Here is a 25,722-nt window from a genome sequence, read left to right as displayed (position 1 = left end):
CACTGGTGCGGCCCCGCTTTTCGTGTATTCAGCCGCACCCATCTAAAGCGAGGTGACCGACATCATGAAACGCTATCTAATACAACGCTTTGCCTATGCCGTAATCACGCTGTTCATCATCGTGACCGCGACGTTCCTGCTCATGCAGCTTCTTCCGGGCACGCCATACTCGAACGCGGAAAAGCTGACCGAGTCGCAGCGGGCCATACTCGATGCGAAATATGGGCTCGATAAGCCGGTGGCGATCCAGTACCTCACTTATATCGGCAACCTGATCCAGGGAGATCTCGGCTATTCATTCCAGTACCAGGGCCGTACCGTCATGAGCATGATCGGCGACCGGATTGGACCTTCCGCGATGATTGGCCTGCAGGGGCTCGTGTTCGGTACGATCATCGGCCTTGTGCTCGGCATTATTTCCGCACTCCGCCACAACACCGCGATTGACTATGTTTCGGTGACCATCGCCGTACTCGGCATGTCGATCCCGTCATTCGTCTTCGCGGCGCTTCTTCAGTACTACATCGGCGTCAAGCTCGGCTGGCTGCCGGTCGCGCTGTGGGAAAACTACCAAAGCACCATTTTGCCGTCGCTTGCGCTGTCCGTGACAGTCATCGCGACCGTCGCCCGGTTTATCCGGAGCGAGATGCTCGAGGTGCTCGGGCAGGATTATGTCACGACGGCCAGGGCCAAGGGGCTGAATGAGTCCGGCGTCATCTGGAAGCACGTCATCCGGAATGCCCTCATCCCGGTCGTCACGATGCTCGGCCCGCTCGCCGTCTCGATCATGACGGGCACCCTCGTCATCGAGAAGATCTTCGGTGTCCCGGGGCTCGGCGAGCAGTTCACGCTGTCGATCCTCGTGCTCGACTACAGCGTCATCATGGGCATCACGCTGCTTTACAGTGCGCTCTTCATCTTCGTCGTCTTCGTCGTCGATGTGCTGTATGGCCTGCTTGACCCTCGGATTGACCTGAAAGGGGGAAGCAAGGCATGACGACTATCCAGCCGAATGACGGAGACTACAAGAATCTCCGCACCCAAGACCGTCCGGCGGAACCGTCCGCGGACCTGTTCGTCCCGCAACCCCTTGACGCAACGGCACGGGAGGAGCTGGCGGCGCCCGCACCGACTTTCTGGAAAGAGGCGAGGGAGCGCCTGTTCAAAAACAAGGGCGCTGTCGTGTCCCTCGTTCTCCTGATCATCCTCGGTGCCATGTCGCTGATCGGCCCTTCGATGAATGAGTTCACATACCGGGAACAGCACATTCCGCACTCCAACCTCCCGCCGAAAGTTGCGGGGCTTGAATGGCTCGGCTTTGACGGGAAAGACGTGAATGGCGTCGACCAGTACGCCCAGCGCGGGGTCGAAACCAACTACTGGTTCGGCACCGACGAGTTCGGGCGTGACCTGTGGACCCGCGTCTGGAAGGGGACGCAGATTTCCCTCTTCATTGCGCTTGTCGCAGCGTTCCTTGATCTCGTCATCGGGGTCATCTATGGCGGCATCTCCGCCTATTACGGCGGCCGCATCGACAACGTTATGCAGCGGATCATCGAGGTCCTTACCGGAATCCCGAACCTGATTGTGATCATCCTGTTTATCCTGATCCTCGAACCGGGGATCCGGTCGATCATCCTGGCGATGATCATCACCGGCTGGGTCGGAATGGCACGGGTCGTCCGGGGCCAGATGCTCCAGCTGAAGGGGCAGGAGTTCGTCCTCGCCTCACGGACGCTCGGCGCCTCGGATTCCAGGCTGATGAGAAAGCATCTGCTCCCGAACGTCATGGGTCCGATCATCGTCACCGTCATGTTCACGATCCCGACGGCGATCTTCTTCGAAGCGTTCCTGAGCTTTATCGGCCTTGGGCTGCAGGCGCCGCTCGCCTCGCTCGGGGTGCTCATTGAGGACGGCTATGATGCCATCCGTTCGTTCCCGTACAAGCTGCTTATTCCTGCGGTCGTCATCAGCCTGGTCATGATCTGCTTTAACCTGCTGGCAGACGGACTGCGCGACGCGCTCGATCCGAAAATGAGAAAGTGAGGGGTCAAAAAATGGACAACCACATCCTTGAAGTCAACAACCTGCATGTTTCATTCAAGACCCGCAACGGCGAGGTCCCGGCAGTCAGGGGCGTCAACTTTTCTCTGAAAAAAGGGGAGACGCTCGCCATCGTCGGCGAGTCCGGTTCCGGAAAGTCGGTGACGGCGAAGTCGATCATGCAGCTATTGCCCAAGCAAAACACGGTCATCCCGGAGGGGGAAATCCTCTATGAAGGAAAAGACCTCCTGAAGTTTTCCAAGAAAGAGATTCAGAACGTCCGCGGGTCGGACATCTCGATGGTCTTCCAGGATCCGATGACGTCGCTGAACCCGACGATGAAAATCGGCAAGCAGATCATGGAGGGGCTTTCCCGCCATATGAATCTGACGAAAAAGCAGGCCCGCGAGCGGGCCAAGGAAATGCTTGAACTGGTCGGCATCCCAAACGCCGTAGACCGGCTTGATGCATATCCTCACCAGTTTTCCGGGGGGATGCGCCAGCGAGTCGTCATTGCAATCGCCTTGGCATGCAACCCGCGGGTCCTGATCGCGGACGAACCGACGACGGCGCTCGACGTGACGATCCAGGCACAGATCCTCCGGCTTATGCGCGGACTCCAGGAAAAAATGGACACTGCAATTATCCTGATCACGCACGACCTCGGTGTCGTGGCCAACATGGCCGACCGCGTCGCAGTCATGTATGCGGGGGAAGTGGTCGAGCAGGGCACTCTGGATGAGATTTTCTACCGTCCGCAGCATCCGTACACGCTCGGCCTGCTCCGGTCGATGCCGAACCTGGACGCGCCCCGCACCGAGCCGCTCATCCCGATCCCGGGTTCTCCGCCGGATCCCGCGACGCTCGGCACAGGCTGTCCGTTTGCCGCGCGCTGCCCGTATACGATGAAGGTGTGTCACGACTACCATCCGGACTATACGGCAGTGAGCGGCACACAGGCTGTTCGATGCTGGCTGCAGGATGAGCGCACGCCGGAAGACCATGTGCCGGAAGTGATCCGGCAGGGCCGCCAGACGTCGGAGATTGCCGCCGACCAGGCAGCAATCGACGCAGCGGGAGGAGTACCGGTATGACACACGAATTAAAAGAACAACACACCAGGAATGCCGGGCAGGACGACCTGCTTGTTGTGAACGACCTGAAAAAGCATTTTCGCCTTAACCGGAAAACCGTCTTGAAGGCGGTTGACGGCATCAGCTTTTCCATCAAAAAAGGCGAGACGCTCGGCCTTGTCGGCGAGTCCGGATGCGGCAAGTCGACAGTCGGCCGGACACTCACACGGATCTATGAGCCGACAGACGGCGAGGTCCACTTTGACGGCCTGAAGCTGAAAGGACGCCTGGCCGGAAAGACGAAAAAGCGCATCAACCGCGATGTGCAAATGATTTTCCAGGACCCGTATTCGTCGCTGAACCCGCGGATGACCGTTTCCGAAATCATTTCTGAAGGCCTTGTCATCCACAATCCGAATATGTCCCAGAAGGACCGTGAAAAGCGCGTCCATGAGCTGCTTGAGCTGGTCGGCCTGAACAAGAACCATGCCGGCCGCTACCCGCACGAATTCTCCGGCGGCCAGCGTCAGCGGATCGGCATCGCGCGTGCGCTTGCGGTCGAGCCGAAGTTCATCGTCGCCGACGAACCGATCGCGGCACTTGATGTCTCAATCCAGGCCCAGATTGTGAACCTGCTCAAGGAGCTGCAGGAAGAGCGCGGGCTCACCTACCTGTTCATCGCCCATGACCTGTCGATGGTCAAGTACATCAGCGACCGCATCGCCGTCATGTATCTCGGCAAGATCGTCGAGCTTGCCGAGAGCGAAGAGCTGTACGAAAAGCCGCTCCACCCGTACACCCAGGCCCTTTTGTCGGCAATTCCGCTGCCGGATCCTGAAAAGGAACGCACCCGCGAGCAGATCATATTGTCAGGCGACGTCCCGAGCCCGACCGACATCCCGTCCGGCTGCCGGTTCCGCACCCGCTGCCCGTTCGCGATGGACAGCTGCGCGGCAATCGACCCGGAATTCCGCGAAGTCGAACCCGGCCACTCCGTCGCCTGCCACCTGTACGACCCGGAAATCATGGCGAAGGAAGGCAAAGAAACGAAAACCGTTTGATGGCGAAACTCCCCGGCGCGCCGGGGAGTTTTCTTTTGGGGAATAGGAGGAGCGTAGTTGCAACAAGGCCCTGCGATTTGCAACAAGGGCCCTGCAACTTGAAATAAAGAATTCGGACACTTTCTTTGGGCGATGCATCCCGGCTCCTATTCGGGTATACTGGTGCGTACCAAACCGGATAGTGGTCCGGACAGAAGAGGTGTTGCCATATGTCAGAAGCGATTCCGATGAGCCGGTCGCGGACGAGAACGACGAAACTCGTCATGCCGCCGGACACGAACCATCACGGAACCATTTTCGGCGGCCAGGTGCTGGCTTATCTTGATGAGATGTCCGCCATCGCCGCGATGAAGCATGCCGGAGCGGCAGTTGTCACAGCGTCGATCGACTCGGTGGACTTTGTTTCGCCTGCGAGAGTCGGGGATGTGCTCGAGATTGAAGCCGTTGTGTGCTCGACCGGGCGGACGTCGATGGAAGTGTTTGTCCAGGTGCACTCGGTGGATATCGTCACCGGTGCACGCAAGCTGACGACCGAATCGTTCGTCACGATGGTCGCGATGGATGAAGAAAACAAGCCGACGCCGATCTCCCCGGTTTATCCGGAGACCAAAGCGGAAAAAGCGCTGTTCGACAAAGGCCCTGCGCGCCGGGCAAACCGGCATGAACGCCAGCAGATCAAGCATTCATGACAGACAAAGCCGTGCAGCGGGAATTGCCCGCCGCACGGCTTTTATTGGATCTCAAACTCGGCCGCCATGGATAGCTCCAAGCTATCAGTTCCAAATACGGTTTTCACGAGCCGATAGGCACCCGGCGAAAGCGCGATGCCGAGGTCTCGGTATCCAAGGTCATCCGCTCCACTCCGCCCGGCTGCAGCATCTTTCCCGAATCCCTGAACCCCGGATCCCGGTAAAACACGGCGTCGGAATAAATGACGCCATGCCAGCCGCCTGCCGACTTTTTCTCCAGCGCCGCATAACTGCCGTAACCCAGTGCTTCATCACTGAGGTTCAACAGTTCATAAACGATTTCATGCCGGCCTTCAGCCGGACGGACGTCCAGGACTTCCAAAGAAACTCCGGCAAGGGAAGAAGCCACTTGCTGATCAGGAACGGGGTGGGAAAGCAGGCGCGGTCCGGCTTCCCGGCCGCATCCCGCAATCAGCAGCACGAGCAGCATCACCAGAGTTTTCCGGGCCATCTCCATCACCTCTTTGCAAAAGCGTACCGCAATTCTGTCAAAAAGACGTTGATGTTCGTCAAGAAATGGGAAAATGAAACTTCAGAGTGATAAAATCGTAGGTAAATCAGGGGGTGCTTGGAATGATGAGGGAAGAAATCTACGACAGGCAGACCGAGCTCCGGATGCGCATGACGGAGCGGGACCGGATGAAAAAACGGTATGAATCAAAAGAGGCCGAGCGCGCCGAGGCCAGACGCAATTATGACCGGCTAAAGGCCCATCTCACTAAAGAGCAGCAGGACGTTCTCAAGCTTGGCCAGTTTTCGTTCGCCAACAAGTTCCGCCAGCTGACCGGCAAGATGGATGAAATCATGGAAAAGGAACTAAACGAGGCGGCGGAAGCCGAGCTGAAGTTCAATGAGGCAGAGAAAGTGCTCATGGACCTGGAAGAAGAAACGGCCGCGCTAAAGGCTGAGCTCGACCGGCCGGAGTATGAGTTCCTCGATGACGACTGGGAAGCGTTCGTTCAGGAAAAGGAACTGTGGATGCGCAACAACGACGAAACTGCAGTCAGGAAGCTCCAGCAGGTGGCCGACGAACGGGCGGGCCTCCAGTCACTGCGAAGGGAAATTGAGGAAGCGATCCACGCAGGCCAGGATGCCGGCCGGGTGCTGCAGTCCGCGATGAGCCAGCTCGGCAATGCGGAAGGGATGTCGATGTGGGACACGTTCCTCGGCGGGGGGATGATTGTCACGGCGATGAAGTATTCCAGCATCAACAGCTCCGATGACAAGATCCACCGCGCGCAGCGCGCGCTGCGCCGGTTCCAGTCGGAGCTCGCGGACGTTGAGGAATTTGACCAGCAGCGCCTGACGGTCAACAAGGGAGACTTCCTGAATTTCACGGACTTCTTCTTCGACAACATGTTCACCGACTGGATGGTCCACTCGCGGATCACGGAAGCAAAAGGCGAGCTGGACCGTGTCCTCGCAGATGTCGAACGTGTGCTCCGGGAACTCCGTGACCGGCTGACACGGACCGATGAAGAGATTGCACGTCTCGCCGCGCGGGAGCGGGAAATTATTCTTTCATAATCACCAAAGCACCCGGGATCACTCAGGCCACGGGTGCTTTTCATGCGTTGACTTATTCCGCAACACTTTCGGATCGGCCAATGGAGAAATAACGCTCCGGCTTCATTTCCCCGGCGTACCCTTCCAGGTCGAGGGTGAGGCTGTTCAAATTCACCTTGTCCTCGCGGAAAACAGCAGACGGCAGGCTCGTTGTGAAAGAGTGCGTTTCGCCCGGCGCCAGTTCCCGGTCGGAGAACAGGGAAGCACGGAATGGATTGCCCTGAATCTGATTGTTGTCGTTCCGGTCATAGCTCGCATACAGCCGGAGACCGACAAGACGGATGGAAGAGCGATTCACGATCGTGAATTCATAGCTGGTCGCCCGTTCGCTCCGGCTAATCTCACGGGAAGTCAGTTCAACGTTCTTAAGTTCTTCCCAGAGCCCGTCATCCGCCAGTACGGCTGTAGATTTCCCCGGACTGACATCTGTGTGCGTAATGGACGGATCCGGAGGGGTTGTTTCAGAGGATGCCGATGGCACTTCAGCCAGATCCGACATCAGGAATGAAGCCCCGAGAAGGAGGAAAAGGGCGATTGCTGCTGCTGCGACCACCCAATAGAGCGGGCGGGCCTTTTGCTTCTTCCCTTCATGAATGGCGGAGTACAGTCTTTCTTCCTCACGTGCCGTGAAGTGTATGTCGCTTTCCACCGACTGTTTCAACTCCGCTGAGACTTTTCGATCAAACGGATCCATTTTCCTCGCTCCTTTCCAGTGAGCGCTTCAGGGATTCCCGGCCGCGCTGAAGCCTGGTTTTGACGGTGCTGACGTTCATGTCCAGAACCTCGCCAATCTCTGCTACGCCCATGTCCTGATAATAATAGAGGATCAGCACTTCCTTGTACTTCGCGGGGAGCGCGGAAATCCGGCCGATCATTTCCATGGAGTGGTGACGGCCGATTAGCTTTTCTTCAGCGGAAGGGCCGGCTTTGAACAGGCTGATGACCGGTTTGTAGACCAGGTTACGGATACTCCATTTCCGGTGATGGTCTTTGCATTTGTTGATGGTGATCCGGATCAGCCACGTTTTGTATTCAGATTCATGCCTAAAGTTCCCCAGGTTCTTGTAGCAGCTGATAAACACTTCCTGGACAATGTCCTCGCACTCTGCACGGTCGTGGACATAGATATAAGCGAGCCGCTTCAGCTCGTCCGCATGGAGGCGGACGAGGCTGTCGAACAGCTCGCGGTGCCCCGCGCTTGTTTCAGCGGGACTGTGTGCCATGATGTCCAAGCGCTCACCTCCTTTTCAATGATTAGACGGATGCCGATCCTTTCCGGACTCACCTTCGTCGATAATAAACACTTATGTTAATACATAAAAACAATCTAATTTTCTTATCGGAAAACTCATCGTATACTAATATTACCAACTAAAGAGGGAGGTGCGGTGATGGAATACATCGGGCTGTTTTTTATCGGGCTCGTGGCGGTGACGATCGGGACGCTTGCCGGAGGCGGCGGGCTGATTACGTTGCCGGCGATGCTCCTGATCGGCATACCGGTCCACGCCGCGGTCGGGGCGAGCAAGATCTCCAATACAGTCAGTTCGCTTTCGACGTTTTTGACGGTCCTCCTGAAGAAGAAAATCTCCTTTAGGGAACTGTACTGGATCATGCCGGTGTCGCTTTCGGGCGGGCTTGCCGGCGGATTTATCGCAAACGGGCTGAGCGAGGGGACGATGCTGACGGTCGCATCGGTGCTGCTGATCGTGGCATTCATCTTTTCTTTCCTCTCAAAAGGGGACTTCAGCGGGGATGCGAAGCTGACGCCAAGCAAGACCGCCATTCCGAGCCTGTTCGGCGTCGGCATTTATGACGGGCTGTTCGGGCCCGGCCAGGCGACGATTCTCCTGCAGCTGTTTGGCCACCTGAACATTTCCTATATCCGGGCGATCGGATTTGTTCGTGTCGCCACGTTCTCAAGCGCATTCGGAGCGGCGATCGGCTACATCACATCGGGCCACATCATCTGGCCGGTTGCCATCGCACTTATGCTCGGCTCGCTGACCGGCGCACGGGTCGGCGTCCACATCGCCGAAAAAATCAATCCGCGGTTCATTAAGCCGATACTGCGGTTGGTCACACTTCTGCTGATCGTCGAGATTGCGGCGGAGAACTTTTTATAAGGTGTAAAAAAGATGCCAGACCCACCCCGGGTCTGGCCAGACTGTAGACAAAACGGACCCAGGAGAAGTCTTTCTGGGTCCGTTTTGTCATTTTTATGGATATAACGCGTGTCTGGTCCCCGGGAGTGGCCGTTGGAAGTCCGTCCTTCAGGCCGGTTCCGGTGACTCCCAGGTCCAGCAAGAAATTCGCCTGACGTGAGTAGAGTCGATAAACACGTGCTCCGCCCGGAGCAGCCCACGGTCCGCCACCTGTTTCAGGATCCGGTAGAAGATCTGTTCAAATAGATCCGTGTCCTTGAAACGCCGTTCGTAGTTCTCACCGAAAGTCTAAAAATGTGGCACGTTATCATAGAAGCCGAAGCCCAGGAACTAGCGGTAAGCCAGGTTCGTATTGACCTCTTCGATGGTCCGACGCATTGAACGGATGCCAAAGGTGTACTGGAGAAATGGCAGCTTGATGAGGACAACCGGATCTACGCCGGGGCGGCCACGGTCCGAGTACAGATCCTCGACAAGGTCATAAATGAACGAAAAGTCGATGGCTTTCTCGAGTTTCCTGACCAGATAGTCCTCCGGGACCATCTCATCAAGCGAGACCATTTCCAGTTGATCACGATTGGTTCCATTCGATTTTGACAACATGTTCATCACCCGTTTTGTAGTCTGTTAACTCGATTATATAAACAGGTACCGTTTGCCTCAATAAGCCATATGGCGGATTGAAGCGGAGGGCCCGAGACACCTGCGGGAAAAGCGTTAGCCGAAGACCCCGCAGGATGTTGCGCAACGCTTCGCGATGCGCACAGACGCCAGTCTTCGTACTGGCGCCGGCTAAGGCAACGCCCGCGGTAAGCGAGGGCCCGCAGCGGAAATCCGGAGGATTTTCAGGAAAAGAAAAAACTGCAGACAAAGGAGCATTACACTCACTTTGTCTACAGTCTGAGACCCACCCCGGGTCTGGCGCTTTTAATTTGAAAACCAACTTTTTCTAAAAATCTCCATGAAAGCCTTGCACATTTCCCGAATACCAGTGTACTATGTAACTAATACACAGGTATGCGAATGCAAACCAAAGGAGTGGAGTTTTATGAGCCGATGGAAAGGGCTCTTGTGGAAAGAATGGGTTCTGGCACGTCCAGGGATGGCGCTTCTTGTCATCGCCGCCGTGCTGAGCATCGGGGTGGCGCCGTTTTTGGTGCAGCGTTATGTGGTGCCTGACGTCCCGGTGATGAATATTGCCGCAATCATCATGGGCTTGTGGATGGTGGCACTCAGCTACATGCCGGCCGTGAGTCTGCTGATCAGCCTGACGACTGACATGAAACGCCCGGATATTTGGCTGCATACCCCGGCGCCATCCGGAGTACTGATCGGGGCAAAGGCGTTTTTCGCCGTGCTGATGACGGTCGTGTCCATGCTGCTTGTCTTTAGTGTGCTGGCATTGGCAAACCTCTTCATCCTCATCTTCAGCGGAAGCTCCGGGCTGCCGGAAGGTGTGCCGGCGGGCTGGTTCCTCGGATTCATGGGGGAGATCGGATCGGTATCGCTTTTCCTCGGCGTCATCCAGATGGCACTCGGATTCCTGTTCTGGACAATCTATCAGTGGCTGAAAAAAGCCAACAGGGTCATCGCCATCGTGATAACAGGCGCGCTGTTCATCGGAACTTTTTATATCTGGGACAAAATCACATCATGGGGACCGTACCAGAAACTTGCCGGGTACGGCGAGGTGCCGTTCAGGTATTCGGAAAAGCTGAACCAGATCAATGACTGGGCGCTGGACATCACAGGCGTAGTCTCGGCAAGCGGCATGCTGCTTGCCGTGATTGAGACCGCCTTCTGCGTGCTGCTCGCCATCTCTATCTTTAACCGGAAGGTGGCGCGATAAATGAGTTTTGACTTTCTGCCGGATAAGCCGATCTACCAGCAGCTGATCGACCGGATTACGGGCGACCTGATACGGGGTGTCCTGCAACCGGGAGAAAAGCTGCCTTCGGTAAGAGAATACGCGGTCGAGGCCGGCGTCAATGCCAATACGATGCAACGTGTGTACAAGGAGCTGGAGGGGATGGGCATTACCGAAACGAAGCGGGGCCAGGGAACGTTCGTCACGGAGAACGCGGAACGGCTCGGACGGCTGAGAGAGGAGAAGAAGGCGCAGCTGATCGATGACTTTATCCGGGACATCGAGGCGCTCGGCTTCACGGAAGAAGAAATTGCGGAGTCCATGACGAGGAGGAGAGAGCGATGATCGAGATCAAGCGGGTGACCCGGTCATTCGGCCGGCGCCGGGCGCTGGACGGTGTGACCGCGACTTTCGGGCAGGGAAAGATCATCGGTCTTGCGGGGGAAAACGGAAGCGGCAAATCGACACTCCTGAAGATCTTGGCGGGCGTCATGGGAGCGGACTCGGGGGAAGTCTTGCTGAACGGCCAGCCGATCACCCGGACGCTGGCGGGACGTCAGATCGCCTATATGACGGATGCCGATCTGTATTATTCGTACTTTACAGCAGATGAGCTGCTCCGCTTTCAGGAGTCCCAGTACCCGGACTTCTCGATGGAAAAAGCGCTTGAAGCAGCAGAATTTCTGAATGTCGACCGGAAAACCAAGCTGAAAAACCTGTCAAAAGGAAACCGGGGACGGGCCAAGATCGTAGCAACATTAGGGAGGGAAGCGGATGCCTATCTGCTTGACGAGCCGTTCTCGGGACTTGACCCGATGGTCCGGGAGTCGATTGTAAAAGGCCTGATCCGATTTACCGATCCGGAGCGGCAGACCGTCATCATGTCAACGCACGAGCTGCATGATGTCGCTCCGCTCCTCGATGAAATCGCGGTACTGAAAAATGGGCGGATCGCCGCCCATGACCAAGCGGAAGACATCCGGATGGCGCATCCGGGCGGCCTGGCCGCATATATGCGCACACTCTACGAAAAGGGAAGTGAACCGGTTGGCAAACCACGCTGAGCCGATAGTAGAACTCAAGCACCTTTCGAAGACGATACGCGGAAAGAAAATTATCGATGACCTGAACCTGCAGCTCTATCCGGGCCAGGTGACCGGGTTCCTCGGGCCGAACGGCGCGGGGAAGACGACGACGATCCGCATGATGGCGGGGCTTATGAAGCCGACTTCTGGCGAGGTGTTCGTCGCGGGCAAGTCCGTCCAGAACGATTTCGAGGCGGCCATGTCCAACATCGGCGTCATCGTTGAGAACCCGGAGATGTACAAATACATGAGCGGCTACAAGAACCTCGTCCACTTTGCCCGCATGCACAGGGGCGTGACAACGGACCGCATCATGGAAGTGGTCCGCCAAGTGGGTCTCGAGAAGCGCATTCATGAGAAAGTCGGCACGTATTCGCTCGGCATGCGCCAGCGCCTCGGCCTCGCGCAGGCACTGCTGCATGATCCGAAGTTCCTGATCCTCGATGAACCGACAAACGGCCTTGATCCGGCGGGCATCCGGGAATTCCGGGCGTATCTCCGGAGTCTCGCGGAAAAAGCGGGCGTCTCGATCTTCGTCTCAAGCCACCTGCTTTCGGAGATCGAGCTGATGTGCGACCGGATCGCCGTCATCCAGAACGGCAAGCTGATCGACATCCGGGAAATGAAGGAAGAGACACAGCCGCACCATTACATCGAAGCGCAGCCGGCGTCCCGCCTAAAGGCCGTTCTCGAATCAAAGGGCTACAAGCCGGTCGAATCCGGAGCCGGGTTCATCATCGAAGAAGGCGCGGAGCGGATGCCGGAACTCGCAAAAAGCGTAATTGCCGGCGGCCTCGATCTGTATGGGGTCCGTCCTCACCGGAAGACGCTCGAAGATGAATTCATCGAAATGACGGGAGGCGGACAGATTGCTGAAACTGTTGCAAAATGAATGGATGAAGCTTTGGAACAAAAAAGCGACATGGGTCATGGCCATTCTTCTCGTCGTTGGTATTGCCGGCATGATGGGCCTGACCAAGTGGATCTCCACAACGGAAGGGAACCGTGCAGAAAGCGGAGACGTCGCGGCTGAGGGCCAGGCGGACGCGCCGGACTGGCGCATGATGGCAGAAGCAGAGCGCGCGGACATTTCCGCGCAGCTCGCTGCCCCCGGCCTTTCCGACTCCCGCGAGGCAGAGCTGAAAGAAGAACTCCAGATCGTGGAGTACCGGCTTGCGGAAGGTGTGGAGCCACACGGCAGCTACAGCCGGCAGCAGATGATCAAAGACTCATCGGGCATCGCCACGCTTGCCATGCTGTTCGCCATTATTGTCGCTGCCGGCATCGTCGCAACAGAGTTTTCTGACGGGACGATCAAGATGCTTCTTGCCCGCCCGGTCAAGAGGTGGAAAGTGCTTACCTCGAAGTTTGCGGCGACGGCTTTGTTTGGTGCGCTGCTCACGCTGGTCGGCTTTGTGGTCTCGGTCGTGATGTCGTATCTCCTGTTTGCTGCGGACGGAGGAACGGAGCTGGCGGTGCAGGGCGGGGAAGTGACTGAAGTCTCGGTATGGGCGCTGACGCTTTATCACCTGTTCCTCGCTTTTGTGAACATCATCGTCTACACGACGTTCGCCTTCATGATCGGCAGCGTGTTCCGTTCAGGAGCGCTCGCCATCGGACTGTCGCTGTTCATCTTCTTTACCGGCAACACGGTTTCGGCGCTGCTGAGCCGCTATGAAATCGCCAAGTACCTGTTTTTCTCCCACGATCTCGTGGCACTCGCACAGGGCATGACGTTCATCGAAGACGTGACCCTGCCATTTGCCGCTGCGGTCCTCGGCGCGTACGCCGTCGTGTTCCTGTTCGTCAGCTATCTCGTCTTCTCAAAGCGGGACGTCACCGCGTGAAAGCAGGCCCCTCCATCACGGAAGGGGCCGTTTTTTGGCTTCAGGGAACCCAAACGGCGCCGGATGCGTTACAATGGAAGGATCATTCTATTTTGCTTTTTTGTGATGAAGCAAAAAGATAAGTAAGAGGGTTAAGATGATGAAAAGAATAGCAATTATCGACTCCGGAAGCGGGGGGCTGACTGTCGCCAATGAATTGTTCGGCCAACTGCCCGATGAACGGATCATATATGTGGGCGACCACGGAAACTGCCCGTACGGCAATAAGAGTGCGGATGAAATCAAAAAACTCGTTTTTGGTGTGATCCGTTTTCTGGAACAGTTCGAGCTCAAGATGCTCATCGTTGCCTGCAACACGGCATCGGCGCTGATGCTTGACGAGCTTAAAGAGAGGATGGACGTCCCTGTCATCGGGGTTATCGAGCCGGGTGCCGAGATGGCCGCCCATGCAACGCTGAACCGGCGGATCGGCGTTATCGCCACCCAGAGGACGGTGGAGTCCCACATGTACTGGAAGACTATTCTGGAAAATCGGGACGGCCTTGATGTCCATGAACAGGCTTGTCCGAAACTCGTCTCTTATCTGGAGAACGAAGAAACTCCGGAAGTAGCCATCACGGAAGCCCTGGAAGAGTACCTGGGGCCGCTCCGCGAAAAACGGGTGGACACGCTCGTGATGGGCTGCACCCACTATCCGCTTGCCGAGCAGCAGATCCGCCGTGTATGGCGGGGTGACGTAAACCTGGTCGACCCGGCCCGTGCGACAGTCGCACAAGCTGCCGGCGTGCTGAGGGAAAACGGTGAACTGGCAGTTGTGCCTGAAGGGGAGCACCTTTTCTGCACCACGGGGAGCGTCACGGATTTTGAGGATAAAGTAAAGAAATGGACACCTGTCAGACTGCCGGTTGTCCGGCATGCGGAAACTGGGTTCTGAGGCTATAGAGAAGGGAGGCTTCCGGAATCGGAAAGAAGAACAGGAAAAAGCACCCTGTCGTCCTGGCAGGCAATGTCGCAGGCATGGTGATCGCTGCGGTGGTGGCGGCCGGGATGTGGATGTTTGTTCAGCGCGAACTTGATTTTCGTGAAGAACTGGAGACGCGTCCGCTTCCGGAAGGCCTCCATCCGATTGTCGGGCAGAAGACGGAAGAGCTTGCAGGCCTGGCCGCGAAGCAGGGGATCCGAATCGAGGTCACCGACGGTTTCCGGTCCCACGACGAGCAGGATCAACTTTTCGCACAGGGCCGAACCACTTACGGACCCGTCGTCACCCATGCAAGGGGTGGCCAGTCGTATCATAACTACGGACTTGCAATTGACTACGCAATCCGGACGACGGACGGCCGCCTGGTCTGGGATACCGGCTACGACGGCAACGGCAACGGAAAAAGCGACTGGTTCGAAGTCGCGGACATCGCCAAGGAGCTCGGCTTTGAATGGGGCGGAGACTGGAGTGGCTTCAAGGACTATCCGCATCTGCAGATGACGTTCGGCCTGTCCACTTCCGAACTTGACGCCGGCTGGCGGCCGGAAGACACCGACAAGTATGAAGTGATGGCGGGAAAATCCGAATAGAAAAGGGACTGTTCCGCAAACCGGCGTACGCCGATGCGCGGAACAGTCCCTTTTTAAGTCCGGAATCAGTCGTTGCTGCCAGTGAAAGTCAGGACAAGGCCTGCAATCATACCGATGCTGATAAATCCGAATAAGATGGCCAGGATAATAACGAACCACATGTTAGTCTCCACTCCTTTGCAGGCAATTCAGCTTCATTATATCATCAGCCCGCAAGCCCGGCAACGAACGGCTGGCTTGATGGGGGCATGAACGGGTAAACTGTCGGCAGGATGTCATTATTTAAAGGAGTGAACTGCCATGGATTGCCGTTCCGACGAAGAGCTTTACCAGCTGGTAAAGGAGTCGAAAGTACATACGATAGAGGGGAAAGTCGCGGACTATATTCCCGCGCTGGCCAAGGCGGACCTGAGCTCACTTTCCGTCGCAATGGCGTTTCCGGATGGAAGCTGCTATTCCGCGGGGGACATTGAGACGAAGTCCACGCTCCAAAGTATATCGAAGGTGATCGCGCTTGCACTCGCCCTCCTCGACAACGGAGAGGAATACGTGTTCCAGCGAGTCGGCATGGAACCGACTGGAGATCCCTTCAACTCCATCATCAAGCTCGAGACGATCGCCCCCCACAAGCCGCTTAACCCGATGATTAACGCCGGCGCCATCGCCGTTTCGTCGATGATCAAGGGTGATGGCATCGAGGAACGGCTTGGGCGGCTGATCCAGCTGACCGAGCTCATCATCGGTGAAGAAGGCGTCGGCTACAACGAGGAAGTGGCTCAGTCCGAGCTCGAGACCGCCGATCTGAACCGATCGATGGCCTATTATCTGAAACAGCACAGCATCATTGAGGAAGATGTGGAGACGGTCATCGAGCTTTACACGAAGCAGTGCGCAATCGAGCTGAACTGCACCGGTCTCGCCAAAGTCGGGCTGCTTTTGGCGATGGACGGCAAGCACCCGGCCACCGGCGAGATGATCTTGCCGCCGCGGGTTGCCAGCATCTGCAAAACCTTCATGGTCACATGCGGCATGTACAACGCCTCCGGAGAATTCGCCATCCGCGTCGGCGTTCCGGCCAAGTCCGGTGTCTCAGGCGGCATCATGGCATCCGTCCCGCAGCGCTGCGGCATCGGCATCTTCGGTCCCGCCCTCGACGACCGCGGCAACAGCGTCGCCGGATGGGACCTGATGGAGAAAATGTCCAAAAAATACGACCTCAGCATGTTCTGACAAACCGAAAAACGGCTGCTCCCGCCCTGAAACAAAGGCGGAAAGCAGCCGTTTTTCCTCGTTTCCGAAAGAAAATCCAAAAAAAACGTCGATATGCGTAAGTGCATATTTCTGTTGCTAAAAAGTGTGTAGAGTAGTAGGTAGGAAAGATTCAGACCTGTACAGGAGTCAGATACTCGCCTTTCTTCGTTTCCAATATCTTTTTGTAGTAGTCGAGGCCTAGTAATTCGAAGAAGAAGCGGGCTTTCTGATAACTGGCCCGGATCTCCTCAATTGGCCGCTGCAATTCTTCTAAAATTTGAGCTTGTTGATAATGCAACTGGCCGAGGATGGACATGTCACGATATCTAATGGAGAGTCCTATAGCTTCTTCCGTAGTTGCTAAAGCCTCGTAGTATTCATTTAAGACATATTGAGTTTTGCCTACGTTGTAAAGGATAGTAATTCGCATTTTGTCATATTCCTCAGCTGCAACCTGTTCTTGAAGAATTTCTTTAAAGATTTTCATGCCTTCATCATGCTTATTATTCTCTGCAAGAATTATCGCGATTGCATTTTTGATACGAGTCTTCAATAGAACATCCATGCCGTTTACTTCTATGTCCGTCAATCTATATAGTTCGGTGACACAATAACGATAATCATGTTTTCTCAGGTAATAAAGGCTTACGTAATAATAGGACTCTAAGTAAGTTTTCAGTTCAGGGTGGAGGAATTTACCGTTATTCAGCAACTCTTCGGTGTATTGGTAAAGCCCTTCATAATCTTTTTTAGAAGAAAAGGCCTTTACATCATCCAGCATCTTCTCCTTGGCTTCAAAATCATCATGGATGAGCACCTCAAAAAAGTAAGAGAGAGGCAATCGAAGTTTAACTGAGATTGCTTGGAGTGTGTCAATACTCGGATATGAGTCACCTTTTTCCAGGCGGCTGATTTCCGATTGATTACAAATGCCGTCTGCCAGTTGTTTTTGGGTCATCTTACGGATTTTCCGCCATTTCCGGATTTCCATACCGAGGCGAATCTGATTCATTTGTCCATCACCCTTTTGGCAAATGGTACAGCCGGATGCCGGCTGTCCTATCTCTATAGTAACGGAAAATTTCTGCAGTTTGTCAACTTTGTACGAAAATATGTTTGCCATCCAAGCCACGAAGAAGGGATTGAGGAAGCATGAAACTGGAACTGAACCGAACTAAAACTTCCGTCCGTTTGTCAGAAGTTGTTATCGCACAGGTGCATGACCTGCCGGATTCAGTCATTGACTCCCTCGTCCTATCCGCTTCGATGAATCTGATTCAGCGGCTTTCCCGACACCGGACGGCTGTCTCAGAATCTTGGAAATCTGTCGAGGATGTCCTCAGCAGATCGGGGATGCAAACGGTTGAAGAACTGGAGCGGAAATTGCCAGAGCTGTGCGAAAGAGACTGGGAGATTGTACAGTTGTGGGTTAAGAGAAAAGCGGAACTGGATGATGCTCTCGAACGGTTCAAGCTGATCTACCGGATGGGCAATGAGCGGTCAGATGCAAAGCTGGCCGGCATGACAATAATTCCTGCTCTCCACAGAAAAATCGTTTTGCAGCATCCACAGTTGCTTAATGACGCAGTGGAATTGCAAGAAGGCACTATGGAAACCATCCTTGCGCATCTAATGTATTCAACTGTGGAAAGCGGCGAGTCCGGCACAACAAAGGTCCGTTTCCGCTTGGGGGAGAAATCAGCAGCCGATTCAAAGGAGGAAGTTCTTCCACAGGTCCGCATCAGGGAAATGCTTGTTGACCATTGGATCCGCACTTTGGCATGTGACGACAGCCTGAACGAAGGACTTACCTTTAGGGTGAACGATGGGCTCATCATTCAAAACGGGAAGGCAGAACTATTGGTCGCAGATGGCATTGAAGTCGACGGCAGTCCGGTTATTCATGAATACGTTTATCCAATTGACCATCAAGCCACTGGCCATTTGAAAAAAGGGACTGTACGAAAAAAGAAAGATTGGATTCGTTCACTACAAAAAGCCGGCGGAAAGATGATCTTTATAGATTTGTTGTCAAAAGAAATCCTGGTGCCCGTGTTGCCGGAAAAACTGGCAGAGATATGCCCACTTAAGGGGCTGGCGGTGCTGGTTGCGAAGATTAATTCACCTAAAGCGAGACGGCTCCGCAGAAGTTTTTACCTACTCGAAGCCCAGCTTAATCATATGGAAAACTGTAGTCCGACTGCTTTGAAGAAACTCCGGGAAAAGGCTGCTCGCTCTGTTGAAAGAATTAACGGGATGCTTCGGATTCATCTGACAGGCCGATTGGCGAAGGGTGACTGGTTCACAGAGCACCAGTCTTGCAGTGAAAAGCCGATCGGTCTGCCTGAATCGGTCCTAGAAGACTTGGAGTCATTTGCAAAAGAACCGGGGGTTGCCGTTGTCCGTTCAAGTGTCACAGATACTATGACCGGCTGGTTTACAGAACAGTACGGCCTAGGTGGCGAGTGCAGTGACATACTCACATTCCTCAACCAATGCGCTTCACGGCTCGATGCGGGGGAGGAAGCAAAAATCGCCGAGGCAGATGCCGGACGGGCTGCTGAAGAAGCAGAAATCGAGAAACGGCTCGGTCCGTCTGAGATAGTACCGCATGGCATGCTGTCGTTCCGTGTGGCAGCCCGTTCCGAGCAGGCGCTGAAGCGGGGGGACTACCAGATCCTTGCCGAATGCCTGCAGGACGGAATTAATACAGAAGATGAAGAGTGGGTACGGGGTTTGCTGCCGAATGCGGAGCCGCTCTGGTTCTCATACGGCTCTGGCTGGACGGGCGGGGAGAAGCGTTATAGCGGACAGCAGTTGCTGTGGCCGACAGACCGCCAGTATGCAGGCCGAGGCGGAAAGTTCCTGACACTGTGCGATCTCAAAATTGTACATGACCAAGAGTCTGATACTCTCACCATCCTCGGTCCTGACGGAACCACTGTTGTCCCTGTTTATAACGGAAAAATTCCAAATCATATGTTGCCGGACAGCGTTCGGCTTTTCCTGAAGCTGAGTAATCCATGGGTATACATTAAAAAAGGTCAGAGTAGCGGCAAGATGAGGCCGGGATATTCCCAACGGCAGACAGATGGCCGGGTAGTAAAGGCGCCTGCGGAATGGCGGATACCAACTGAGGAAGTTCCGTTAAGGAAAACAGGGGAGTCTGAATCGGACTATTACCTCCGCTTCCATGACTGGCGGGTGCGGAAAGGGATACCGAGAGAGGCGATGTTTTCAGTGGTCGATCCGAAATACCCGACGCCCGCCTGCAACGGCAGTAAGGAGCGTTATATTCACTTTGCCAGCCCGCGCTTATTCGGGCGTTTCGCAGAATCTCTCGCGGAAGATGACCTGCTGATTTTGACTGAGGTGTTTCCGGAGCGTGGTGCGCATGCCATCGGGCGCTCCGGTCAGCCATGCGTCACAGAGTTCAAGGTAGCTGTAAAGTGGGGTTGAATGGAGGATGAACATGCAACGAGAAAAAGAATGGCACATCTATCGGTTCTATCCGAAATACGAATACCAGCTGGACGAAGTCGTCCGTCAGGTTGTCATGCCGCTGGCGTCTGATCTGACCGGGGAGGTCCACTACTACTATTACCTTCGTCGTCAGGATCATTATGGCCATCATATTATGGCGGGATTCCAACTGTGCGATGAAGGGGCTGAGCGGTTGCGTTTCCGGATTCGCCATGACTGCAATCTGCTGCTGCATGCGATGGAGGAGGAAAAACCGAGACGACGAAGAAGGCAAAAGCCGTCCGAAAATAAAGTAGAGCAGCAGCCTGCCGTCCGTCCGTATAAGCGCGAGCCGGTCTTTGGAGAAAATCCGTCTGCAGGAATTGTATGGCCGGATCTGCTATTAAAGCGATCAACAGATCTTGCTTTTTTTATAATTGAAAACGAATTCCTGGGGGGCACGGACCGTTCGGCTGCGGTCACACTACTGATGCACCAGGCAATCCGATCAGGGCTTTGCAGCACTGATGCTGCCATCCGGTTCTTGGAGAAGTATTCGATGCATTGCATCCAGAATTGTGCAGATCCGGATCTAATGGAAAGTTTGAATCGGGCGGTGGCAATGAATGAGCAGGAGTTCCGAAGTCAATGGACACGTTCACTTAATAACGTTCACCTGCTCAGGACCATTCGGCCGTTCATTGAAGAACTAACATCAGTACGTCACCAAGTAGAAGAGCAACTAATTCCATCACCGCCTTTTGAGGAGTTTTTGTTCCACTATCTTCACGATACAAATAACAGGCTTGGCATATGCCATGAGGAAGAGGCATACATCTCAAAACTGCTACATAAGTCACTTGAAAAAAGTTCAAAATATGCATAATTGCATATTTACACTGAATCTTTCATGCTATACTGAGGGAAATCACACGGAAGGATGGATGTAAAAATGAAGAGAAAAATCTTCATGACTTTGGCTATGGGTGTGTGTGCGTTTGCTTTTGTAATTGGCGGCGTAAATCCAATGACCGACCTGCCATATGAGCTGGTAACAAAATAATCTTAAACACAATTTTACCCGCTCCCTCACGGAAATCCGTAAAGGGAGCGGGTTTCTTTTGTTTTTCAGCTGTTCTTTTGTTCTTTCAGCAAGTCGCGGATCTCGCGGAGCAATTCTTCTTGTACAGTCAGTTCTTCTTCCGGTTCTTCCACCACTTCTTCTTCCTTTTCGCGCTTCAGCTTCGTGAGGAGGCGCAGGACCATGAAGATGGCGAAGGCGATGATGATGAAGTCGAAGACGTTCTGCAGGAAGATGCCGTAGGTTACACTCGCTTTGCCGACTGTCAACGTCAATCCAGTGAAGTCGATGCCGCCGACGAGAATGCCGATGAGCGGGGTGATGATATTCTCAACAAGGGAAGAGACGATTTTCCCGAAGGCGGCGCCGATGACGACGGCGACAGCCAGGTCGATGATGTTTCCCTTAAACGCAAATTCCTTAAAATCTTTCCACATGTTTTTCATTCCTTACGGGTTAGAATATCGCTGCTTTGGCGACCCGCGATCAAGTGTAGCGTAAGGGGATAATAAAAGAAAGAGCCGAACGGCAAGTGCCTTTAATGCGGTAGAAAATACCTGTGCCCTCCTGAGTTAAATGGGTTGTTAAGTACGAACTGTTCGCATATAATGGGAACAAACGTTCTTATCGGAGGGAACAGAATGCACGGACAGTTGATGAAATGTATGAAGCGGCACCAGCTGGCTGATATGATCTATATCGGGTCTGACGGAGGCGTTACAAAACGGCGTGTACGCCTGTTGCGCCTCCGGCAGGACAGCGTGACGGCGTATTGCTTCCTCAGGCAGGAGCGGCGCACTTTTAAAATTGACCGGATTTTGTCAGTCCGCCCGGTGTATGGCCATGAGAAACAACCGGGATAATAAGTAACAGGTCCTTTGTCGCCGGCGTTTGTGAGTCTAAAGACCTCTGCCGGCAAGTTTAGAATATGAAGATGTAACCGTTTTCAATTAAGTTGCAGGAGGTCAGGTCCTCGGGAACGAATCCCTCCGGTGGAACAAGAACCGAAGAGGGGGAATAGATGATGAAGAAAAGCAGATTTGCGGCACTGACGCTGTCGGCGTCACTGTTGCTTTCCGGTGTGGTGATGATGCCGGCGGACTTTGGCGGGCAGGTCACAGCCGAGGCGGCGAAGCCGGGCAACCCGGCGGCATTTGATCAGAAGGTCATTTCGAGAATTGATGCGGAGCGTATCTACTCGGATGTCCGGTACTTGAGCGAGACGATCGGTCCTCGGGTTGCCGGAACAGCGGAGGAGCGGGAGGCGGCTTCCCTGATCCGTGAGCGGTTGGAGTCGTACGGATATCAGATAGAAGTCCAGGAATTCAGCATTCCTGACAAGATGGTGGGGCACTTAGCTACGTCAAACGGGGACGAAGTGGAGGCATCCTTCCCTTCCGGCTCCGCGGAGACACCCGAGGGAGGGCTGACAGCGCAGCTCTATGATGCCGGCTTCGGCTCACCGGCCGATTTTACCGTTGAGGCGGAAGGGAAAATCGCACTGATCAGCCGGGGCGGATTCGCGTTTCGTGAGAAGATTGACAACGCGGCTGCGGCTGGTGCAGTCGGTGTCATCATCTATGACAACAGCGAAGCGTCCGGGCCGCCGAACATGAGCATCGGCGAGGATGCGCCGCTTCCGGTTGCCGGCATCAAGAAGGTATCCGGCGAAGCGCTTCTTGAAGACATCGTGGCCACGGGCGGCACGGTCACTCTGAAGGTGGACGCACTGACCGGACAGACGTCCCAGAACATCATTGCGACACGTGCGCCGAAGCACGTGAACAATCCGGACATCGTCCATGTGTCGGCTCACTTCGACAGTGTGCCGCTTGCGCCGGGTGCGAGTGACAATGCGACCGGAACAGCAACCGCTCTTGAAATTGCACGGGTGCTGAAGAGCTATCCGCTCGACAAGGAAGTGCGCTTCGCCTTTGTGGGGGCTGAGGAGATCGGCCTGGTCGGCTCCGCGCATTACGTTTCGACTTTGACCGATGATGAAATTTCCCGCAGTATCGCGAACTTCAATATGGACATGGTCGGAACTGCATGGGAAAATGCGACCGCCATCTTCATGAACACGCTGGACGGCCAGCCGAACATCGTTACCGAGGCGGCGCTTTCCGCTCAGGAAAGGATCGGTACGCCGTCCGAGCTGATCCTTTACCAGCGGGGCGCTTCCGACCATGTCAACTTCCATGAGGCGGGCATCCCGGCGGTGAACTTTATCCGGCGCGAACCAGGGACGGCGGCACTGGAGCCGTATTACCACACACCGCAGGATACGATCGAGCATGTCAGCCAGGAACGCCTGAAGGAAGCGGGCGACCTTGTCGGGTCTGCACTTTACTCGGTCATCCGTAAAAACTGAACAGATGACTCAGCTGTCCGGCCAATTGCCGGGCGGATTTTTTGTTTCGGTATGTTGTTTTACAAGGTAGTTGACGCGGAGGTTCCCAGGAGCTATCATGGTAAACAAGATAGTGGTGGTTGGCTTAGCAAGATACTGGAGGAGATCGGGATGACAACAAGCCAGATGCTGAAGGGGGTGCTGGAAGGGTGCCTTCTGGCCATCATCGGCAGGGGAGAAACATACGGTTATGAGATGGTCGAAAAGCTGGGGGAATACGGGCTGACCATGGTGAGTGAGGGAAGCATTTATCCGGTGCTCCTGCGCATGCAGAAGGAAGGCTTGGTCATGACGGTCATGCGGCCGTCGCCAAACGGGCCGAAGCGCAAGTATTACCGGCTGACGGATGTTGGGGAACAAGAGCTTGAGGCATTCAAAAAACGATGGAATGTGATGGCGGGGGCCGTCGGAAACCTGCTGGAGGGGAGCGGAAACGATGAAGCTGTCGAAGAGAAGTGAGGAATTTATCGCAAACGTCCGGATGTACCTGATGACGTCCGGCAAGAACGAAAGGGAGATCGATGAAGTCGCGGAAGAGCTGGAGGACCATCTTGCAGAGCTTGAGATTCGCGGGGAAAGCGTGGACAGAATCACTGGCGGCTCACCGAAGGAATACCTCGCGTCGCTTGAACAGGAGATGGAAAACGACTATGCCGGCTGGCTCAAGTATGTGCCTGCGTTTCTGGTGTCATTTGCCGCTTTTGCCGCCATGGGCCCGGCCATCCGGGGAATGTTTTCACTCAATCTGCTGCAGCTGATCGGCTATCCGGTTGTTGCTGGAGTGGTCATTATGCTTTACCGGACCCTGTTCCGTAAGATGGCTGCCGGCCAGTGGAGCGATAAAAAACTATTCTTTGTGGGGGGCGGCCTGTCGATGCTGTCTGTTCTCCTATTTGTCGGTGTGCTTCTGGCGGGTTCCTTTATCATGGATCCGTTCTACACGGCCGGCCGGACCGGAAACTTGGTGATCATCCTGCTGTCTGCTGCGGCGTTTGCAGCCGCCGCGATAATGATGGGCTCGTGGCTCCTCATTACGATTCCGGTGGCGCTTTTCTTGCCGGAGTGGCTGATCCTACCCATGCCGCTGCAGGAGGAAGCCAAGATGATTGCATCTGCCATCATCCCATTTATCGCTGTTGCTCTAGTCATTTCAGCGCATTTGCTTTACGAAAAGCGCAAGGCCGATCATGCGTAAAAAGCCCCGGCAGTCGTCCGCTCTTGCGGTCAGGCTGCCGGGTTTTTGTTCGGTACCCGCGTGATGACTTGCACATGTGCAGCCAGGCCTTCCAGTATCGAGACATCTAGCACTGTTATCGGGACATCCAGTCGCAGTATCGCTTTCCGTGAGTCACCGCAGCGGCCCCCGTGAAAAATGCTGGATCGAACCAATATCCGGACGGAGAAGCCCTGCATTCATCCGATTCGTCCTTACTTAATGAGATAAAGCCGGCTCCCCATCGGAAACCGGCTTGTCCCATCTTATTCGAACAGCGTCACACCGTATGCATCCAGGACGTACTTCGGTACGAAGAACCGTGCCGTCATAAGCGGATCGACGATCTGGCTGATCTGTGACTGTCCGGCAGCGCTCATCATCATGGCCAGGTCGGCGACGTCGAGGCCGGTTCTTGTAAGCAAGAAGTCTGCCATCTCTTCCACAGCTGCTTTTGCCGCTTCATCGAGTGTCGGTTTCGAGACGAGGAACGTGATGCCGTCCTTGTTCTCGAGGAGCGGGTGGCGGAGGGCGCCCTCCTTTACGACCTCGAGCGTAACCGTCGCCTTGCCGGGCACCTCGATTCCGGAGACGCCGATTTCGCCGTCGCCCATCGCGGCGTGGAAATCGCCGAGCGCAAACAATGCGCCTTCCGCAAACACCGGGAAGTAAAGCGTCGCACCCTCGGTGATCAGGGTCGTGTCCATGTTGCCGCCGTGTGCGCCGGGCGTCCCGCACGGCACAGGCTCGCCTTCAGGAGCAACGCCGATCACACCGATCATCTTGTTGAGCGGGATCTTCAGGTTGTCGTCAAAGACGGCGTAATCTCCCTCCACCGGGATGATCTTGGACGCCATTTCTTCCTGCCGGTGACCGAGCACGCCGAGATCAGGGCCTGTCGCCATGACGCCCTGGTTTCCGATCTCAAGCTTCTCGATCCGCACTTTCAGCACATCACCGGGCTGCGCGCCTTCCACGTAGATCGGTCCCGTCGCGGGGTTGATCCGGTCCCAGTCGATGCCTCCGATTTTTGTGTCGGCCGACTGGACCTGGTTTTCAAAGCAGTCATAGGTTTCGATTTCGATTGTCGTTCCCGATGCCACACGCTTGACCGGTTCGTGTGTTTTGTCGAACGCATAGATCACGTCTTTGCACGCCAACGTTTCTGCCATCACCGATTGCCCCCTTGTATACTTGTGTTTCCAATAGTCTATCAATTGAACGGCGTTCTGACCAGCGATGCCCAGGCCATACAAAGATGCACTCATTCCATCTTT

Annotated in this window: 27 protein-coding genes and 1 pseudogene; 21 read left to right on the top strand and 7 right to left on the bottom strand. The window is 55.0% G+C overall.

From position 1 onward, the window contains the following. Nucleotides 1-64 precede the first annotated feature (64 nt). The 5 genes from opp3b to KHA84_RS02160 all read left to right on the top strand — a co-directional run bounded on the left by opp3b (nt 65) and on the right by KHA84_RS02160 (nt 4,866). A complete protein-coding gene (gene opp3b, locus KHA84_RS02180; RefSeq protein ID WP_125903684.1) occupies nt 65-997 on the top strand; it encodes an oligopeptide ABC transporter permease in 933 nt (310 codons plus the stop codon). Next, nucleotides 994-2,046, top strand: coding sequence for an oligopeptide ABC transporter permease (opp3C, locus tag KHA84_RS02175; RefSeq protein WP_213421773.1), 1,053 nt, complete (start codon nt 994-996; stop codon nt 2,044-2,046). The genes opp3b and opp3C overlap by 4 nt, the downstream gene beginning before the upstream one ends. An 11-nt stretch (nt 2,047-2,057) precedes the next feature. Beyond that, on the top strand, nt 2,058-3,137 hold the full coding sequence (locus tag KHA84_RS02170) for an ABC transporter ATP-binding protein (protein ID WP_213421771.1): 1,080 nt from the start codon (nt 2,058-2,060) through the stop codon (nt 3,135-3,137). Further along, a complete protein-coding gene (locus KHA84_RS02165) occupies nt 3,134-4,177 on the top strand; it encodes an ABC transporter ATP-binding protein (protein WP_213421769.1) in 1,044 nt (347 codons plus the stop codon). Before KHA84_RS02170 ends, KHA84_RS02165 begins: the two co-directional genes overlap by 4 nt. Before the next feature lie 209 nt (nt 4,178-4,386). Next, nucleotides 4,387-4,866 carry an acyl-CoA thioesterase gene (locus tag KHA84_RS02160; RefSeq protein ID WP_213421767.1) on the top strand — a complete coding sequence of 160 codons (480 nt, stop codon included), beginning with the start codon at nt 4,387-4,389 and terminating at the stop codon, nt 4,864-4,866. A gap of 103 nt (nt 4,867-4,969) precedes the next feature. Here the strand turns inward: KHA84_RS02160 and KHA84_RS02155 are convergent, their stop codons facing one another. Next, nucleotides 4,970-5,377, bottom strand: coding sequence for a hypothetical protein (locus KHA84_RS02155; RefSeq protein ID WP_213421766.1), 408 nt, complete (start codon nt 5,375-5,377; stop codon nt 4,970-4,972). A 122-nt stretch (nt 5,378-5,499) separates the two neighbouring features. Between KHA84_RS02155 and KHA84_RS02150 the strand changes: the two genes are divergently transcribed. Further along, entirely contained in the window at nt 5,500-6,453 is a 954-nt protein-coding gene (locus KHA84_RS02150) for a hypothetical protein (RefSeq protein ID WP_213421765.1), read from the top strand. A 52-nt stretch (nt 6,454-6,505) separates the two neighbouring features. Here the strand turns inward: KHA84_RS02150 and KHA84_RS02145 are convergent, their stop codons facing one another. Both KHA84_RS02145 and KHA84_RS02140 read right to left on the bottom strand, forming a co-directional pair. Further along, complete coding sequence (locus KHA84_RS02145; RefSeq protein ID WP_213421764.1) at nt 6,506-7,186, bottom strand: hypothetical protein; 681 nt, start codon at nt 7,184-7,186, stop codon at nt 6,506-6,508. Beyond that, entirely contained in the window at nt 7,173-7,715 is a 543-nt protein-coding gene (locus KHA84_RS02140; RefSeq protein ID WP_236823086.1) for an RNA polymerase sigma factor, read from the bottom strand. The genes KHA84_RS02145 and KHA84_RS02140 overlap by 14 nt, the downstream gene beginning before the upstream one ends. A gap of 168 nt (nt 7,716-7,883) precedes the next feature. On the opposite strand from KHA84_RS02140, the gene KHA84_RS02135 reads away from it, so the two are divergent. Further along, complete coding sequence (locus KHA84_RS02135) at nt 7,884-8,618, top strand: sulfite exporter TauE/SafE family protein (RefSeq protein ID WP_125903676.1); 735 nt, start codon at nt 7,884-7,886, stop codon at nt 8,616-8,618. Nucleotides 8,619-8,807: 189 nt separating this feature from the next. Here the strand turns inward: KHA84_RS02135 and KHA84_RS02130 are convergent. Beyond that, a pseudogene (locus tag KHA84_RS02130) lies at nt 8,808-9,260 on the bottom strand (transposase); the annotation flags it as partial. Nucleotides 9,261-9,705: 445 nt separating this feature from the next. Between KHA84_RS02130 and KHA84_RS02125 the strand changes: the two are divergent. The 8 genes from KHA84_RS02125 (at nt 9,706) to glsA (ending at nt 16,258) form a co-directional block, all read left to right on the top strand. Then, nucleotides 9,706-10,506 carry a hypothetical protein gene (locus KHA84_RS02125; protein WP_213421758.1) on the top strand — a complete coding sequence of 267 codons (801 nt, stop codon included), beginning with the start codon at nt 9,706-9,708 and terminating at the stop codon, nt 10,504-10,506. Beyond that, a complete protein-coding gene (locus tag KHA84_RS02120) occupies nt 10,507-10,869 on the top strand; it encodes a GntR family transcriptional regulator (protein ID WP_213421756.1) in 363 nt (120 codons plus the stop codon). Next, entirely contained in the window at nt 10,866-11,588 is a 723-nt protein-coding gene (locus tag KHA84_RS02115) for an ABC transporter ATP-binding protein (protein ID WP_213421754.1), read from the top strand. Before KHA84_RS02120 ends, KHA84_RS02115 begins: the two co-directional genes overlap by 4 nt. Continuing rightward, the gene (locus tag KHA84_RS02110; RefSeq protein WP_213421752.1) at nt 11,572-12,501 is read left to right on the top strand and encodes an ABC transporter ATP-binding protein; all 930 of its coding nucleotides are present in this window, start codon (nt 11,572-11,574) and stop codon (nt 12,499-12,501) included. Before KHA84_RS02115 ends, KHA84_RS02110 begins: the two co-directional genes overlap by 17 nt. Continuing rightward, the gene (locus tag KHA84_RS02105) at nt 12,479-13,456 is read left to right on the top strand and encodes an ABC transporter permease (RefSeq protein ID WP_213421750.1); all 978 of its coding nucleotides are present in this window, start codon (nt 12,479-12,481) and stop codon (nt 13,454-13,456) included. Before KHA84_RS02110 ends, KHA84_RS02105 begins: the two co-directional genes overlap by 23 nt. A gap of 139 nt (nt 13,457-13,595) precedes the next feature. Then, nucleotides 13,596-14,390, top strand: coding sequence for a glutamate racemase (murI, locus tag KHA84_RS02100; protein ID WP_213421748.1), 795 nt, complete (start codon nt 13,596-13,598; stop codon nt 14,388-14,390). A gap of 83 nt (nt 14,391-14,473) precedes the next feature. Next, nucleotides 14,474-15,028: a M15 family metallopeptidase gene (locus KHA84_RS02095; RefSeq protein ID WP_213421746.1), complete on the top strand. Its 555-nt coding sequence runs from the start codon at nt 14,474-14,476 to the stop codon at nt 15,026-15,028. Between the two features lie 300 nt (nt 15,029-15,328). Further along, a complete protein-coding gene (gene glsA / locus KHA84_RS02090; RefSeq protein WP_213421745.1) occupies nt 15,329-16,258 on the top strand; it encodes a glutaminase A in 930 nt (309 codons plus the stop codon). A gap of 151 nt (nt 16,259-16,409) precedes the next feature. Here glsA and KHA84_RS02085 read toward each other — a convergent pair whose 3' ends face one another. Beyond that, nucleotides 16,410-17,291: a helix-turn-helix domain-containing protein gene (locus tag KHA84_RS02085; protein ID WP_213421744.1), complete on the bottom strand. Its 882-nt coding sequence runs from the start codon at nt 17,289-17,291 to the stop codon at nt 16,410-16,412. A gap of 473 nt (nt 17,292-17,764) precedes the next feature. Between KHA84_RS02085 and KHA84_RS02080 the strand changes: the two genes are divergently transcribed. Further along, complete coding sequence (locus KHA84_RS02080) at nt 17,765-19,738, top strand: lantibiotic dehydratase family protein (RefSeq protein WP_213421743.1); 1,974 nt, start codon at nt 17,765-17,767, stop codon at nt 19,736-19,738. Between the two features lie 13 nt (nt 19,739-19,751). Continuing rightward, entirely contained in the window at nt 19,752-20,627 is an 876-nt protein-coding gene (locus KHA84_RS02075; protein WP_213421742.1) for a lantibiotic dehydratase C-terminal domain-containing protein, read from the top strand. Nucleotides 20,628-20,869: 242 nt separating this feature from the next. On the opposite strand, the gene mscL is transcribed toward KHA84_RS02075, so the two are convergent. After that, nucleotides 20,870-21,259, bottom strand: coding sequence for a large conductance mechanosensitive channel protein MscL (gene mscL / locus KHA84_RS02070; RefSeq protein WP_213421741.1), 390 nt, complete (start codon nt 21,257-21,259; stop codon nt 20,870-20,872). 204 nt (nt 21,260-21,463) lie between these two features. Here mscL and KHA84_RS02065 point away from each other — a divergent pair, with 204 nt between their 5' ends. From KHA84_RS02065 to KHA84_RS02050, 4 genes are all read left to right on the top strand, one after another. Further along, a complete protein-coding gene (locus tag KHA84_RS02065) occupies nt 21,464-21,685 on the top strand; it encodes a WYL domain-containing protein (protein WP_213421740.1) in 222 nt (73 codons plus the stop codon). Between the two features lie 161 nt (nt 21,686-21,846). Beyond that, entirely contained in the window at nt 21,847-23,193 is a 1,347-nt protein-coding gene (locus KHA84_RS15465; RefSeq protein WP_213421738.1) for a M20/M25/M40 family metallo-hydrolase, read from the top strand. Between the two features lie 150 nt (nt 23,194-23,343). After that, complete coding sequence (locus KHA84_RS02055; protein ID WP_213421736.1) at nt 23,344-23,691, top strand: PadR family transcriptional regulator; 348 nt, start codon at nt 23,344-23,346, stop codon at nt 23,689-23,691. Further along, nucleotides 23,669-24,427, top strand: coding sequence for a DUF1129 family protein (locus KHA84_RS02050; protein WP_213421734.1), 759 nt, complete (start codon nt 23,669-23,671; stop codon nt 24,425-24,427). The genes KHA84_RS02055 and KHA84_RS02050 overlap by 23 nt, the downstream gene beginning before the upstream one ends. A 284-nt stretch (nt 24,428-24,711) precedes the next feature. On the opposite strand, the gene KHA84_RS02045 is transcribed toward KHA84_RS02050, so the two are convergent. Then, a complete protein-coding gene (locus tag KHA84_RS02045; RefSeq protein ID WP_213421732.1) occupies nt 24,712-25,617 on the bottom strand; it encodes an acetamidase/formamidase family protein in 906 nt (301 codons plus the stop codon). Nucleotides 25,618-25,722 lie beyond the last annotated feature (105 nt).

Origin of the sequence: Bhargavaea massiliensis, assembly GCF_018390575.1 — a bacterium.
In the GTDB taxonomy this organism is placed as follows: domain Bacteria; phylum Bacillota; class Bacilli; order Bacillales_A; family Planococcaceae; genus Bhargavaea; species Bhargavaea massiliensis.
This window is presented reverse-complemented; position numbering and strand designations above follow the sequence as displayed.

Bases quoted from the DNA above. Each gene is read 5' to 3' on its own strand.
- opp3b (WP_125903684.1), top strand. From the start codon at position 65: ATGAAACGCTATCTAATACAACGCTTTGCCTATGCCGTAATCACGCTG.
- opp3C (WP_213421773.1), top strand. From the start codon at position 994: ATGACGACTATCCAGCCGAATGACGGAGACTACAAGAATCTCCGCACC.
- KHA84_RS02170 (WP_213421771.1), top strand. From the start codon at position 2,058: ATGGACAACCACATCCTTGAAGTCAACAACCTGCATGTTTCATTCAAG.
- KHA84_RS02165 (WP_213421769.1), top strand. From the start codon at position 3,134: ATGACACACGAATTAAAAGAACAACACACCAGGAATGCCGGGCAGGAC.
- KHA84_RS02160 (WP_213421767.1), top strand. From the start codon at position 4,387: ATGTCAGAAGCGATTCCGATGAGCCGGTCGCGGACGAGAACGACGAAA.
- KHA84_RS02155 (WP_213421766.1), bottom strand. From the start codon at position 5,377: ATGGCCCGGAAAACTCTGGTGATGCTGCTCGTGCTGCTGATTGCGGGA.
- KHA84_RS02150 (WP_213421765.1), top strand. From the start codon at position 5,500: ATGATGAGGGAAGAAATCTACGACAGGCAGACCGAGCTCCGGATGCGC.
- KHA84_RS02145 (WP_213421764.1), bottom strand. From the start codon at position 7,186: ATGGATCCGTTTGATCGAAAAGTCTCAGCGGAGTTGAAACAGTCGGTG.
- KHA84_RS02140 (WP_236823086.1), bottom strand. From the start codon at position 7,715: ATGGCACACAGTCCCGCTGAAACAAGCGCGGGGCACCGCGAGCTGTTC.
- KHA84_RS02135 (WP_125903676.1), top strand. From the start codon at position 7,884: ATGGAATACATCGGGCTGTTTTTTATCGGGCTCGTGGCGGTGACGATC.
- KHA84_RS02125 (WP_213421758.1), top strand. From the start codon at position 9,706: ATGAGCCGATGGAAAGGGCTCTTGTGGAAAGAATGGGTTCTGGCACGT.
- KHA84_RS02120 (WP_213421756.1), top strand. From the start codon at position 10,507: ATGAGTTTTGACTTTCTGCCGGATAAGCCGATCTACCAGCAGCTGATC.
- KHA84_RS02115 (WP_213421754.1), top strand. From the start codon at position 10,866: ATGATCGAGATCAAGCGGGTGACCCGGTCATTCGGCCGGCGCCGGGCG.
- murI (WP_213421748.1), top strand. From the start codon at position 13,596: ATGAAAAGAATAGCAATTATCGACTCCGGAAGCGGGGGGCTGACTGTC.
- KHA84_RS02095 (WP_213421746.1), top strand. From the start codon at position 14,474: ATGGTGATCGCTGCGGTGGTGGCGGCCGGGATGTGGATGTTTGTTCAG.
- glsA (WP_213421745.1), top strand. From the start codon at position 15,329: ATGGATTGCCGTTCCGACGAAGAGCTTTACCAGCTGGTAAAGGAGTCG.
- KHA84_RS02085 (WP_213421744.1), bottom strand. From the start codon at position 17,291: ATGAATCAGATTCGCCTCGGTATGGAAATCCGGAAATGGCGGAAAATC.
- KHA84_RS02080 (WP_213421743.1), top strand. From the start codon at position 17,765: ATGGGCAATGAGCGGTCAGATGCAAAGCTGGCCGGCATGACAATAATT.
- KHA84_RS02075 (WP_213421742.1), top strand. From the start codon at position 19,752: ATGCAACGAGAAAAAGAATGGCACATCTATCGGTTCTATCCGAAATAC.
- mscL (WP_213421741.1), bottom strand. From the start codon at position 21,259: ATGTGGAAAGATTTTAAGGAATTTGCGTTTAAGGGAAACATCATCGAC.
- KHA84_RS02065 (WP_213421740.1), top strand. From the start codon at position 21,464: ATGCACGGACAGTTGATGAAATGTATGAAGCGGCACCAGCTGGCTGAT.
- KHA84_RS15465 (WP_213421738.1), top strand. From the start codon at position 21,847: ATGAAGAAAAGCAGATTTGCGGCACTGACGCTGTCGGCGTCACTGTTG.
- KHA84_RS02055 (WP_213421736.1), top strand. From the start codon at position 23,344: ATGACAACAAGCCAGATGCTGAAGGGGGTGCTGGAAGGGTGCCTTCTG.
- KHA84_RS02050 (WP_213421734.1), top strand. From the start codon at position 23,669: ATGAAGCTGTCGAAGAGAAGTGAGGAATTTATCGCAAACGTCCGGATG.
- KHA84_RS02045 (WP_213421732.1), bottom strand. From the start codon at position 25,617: ATGGCAGAAACGTTGGCGTGCAAAGACGTGATCTATGCGTTCGACAAA.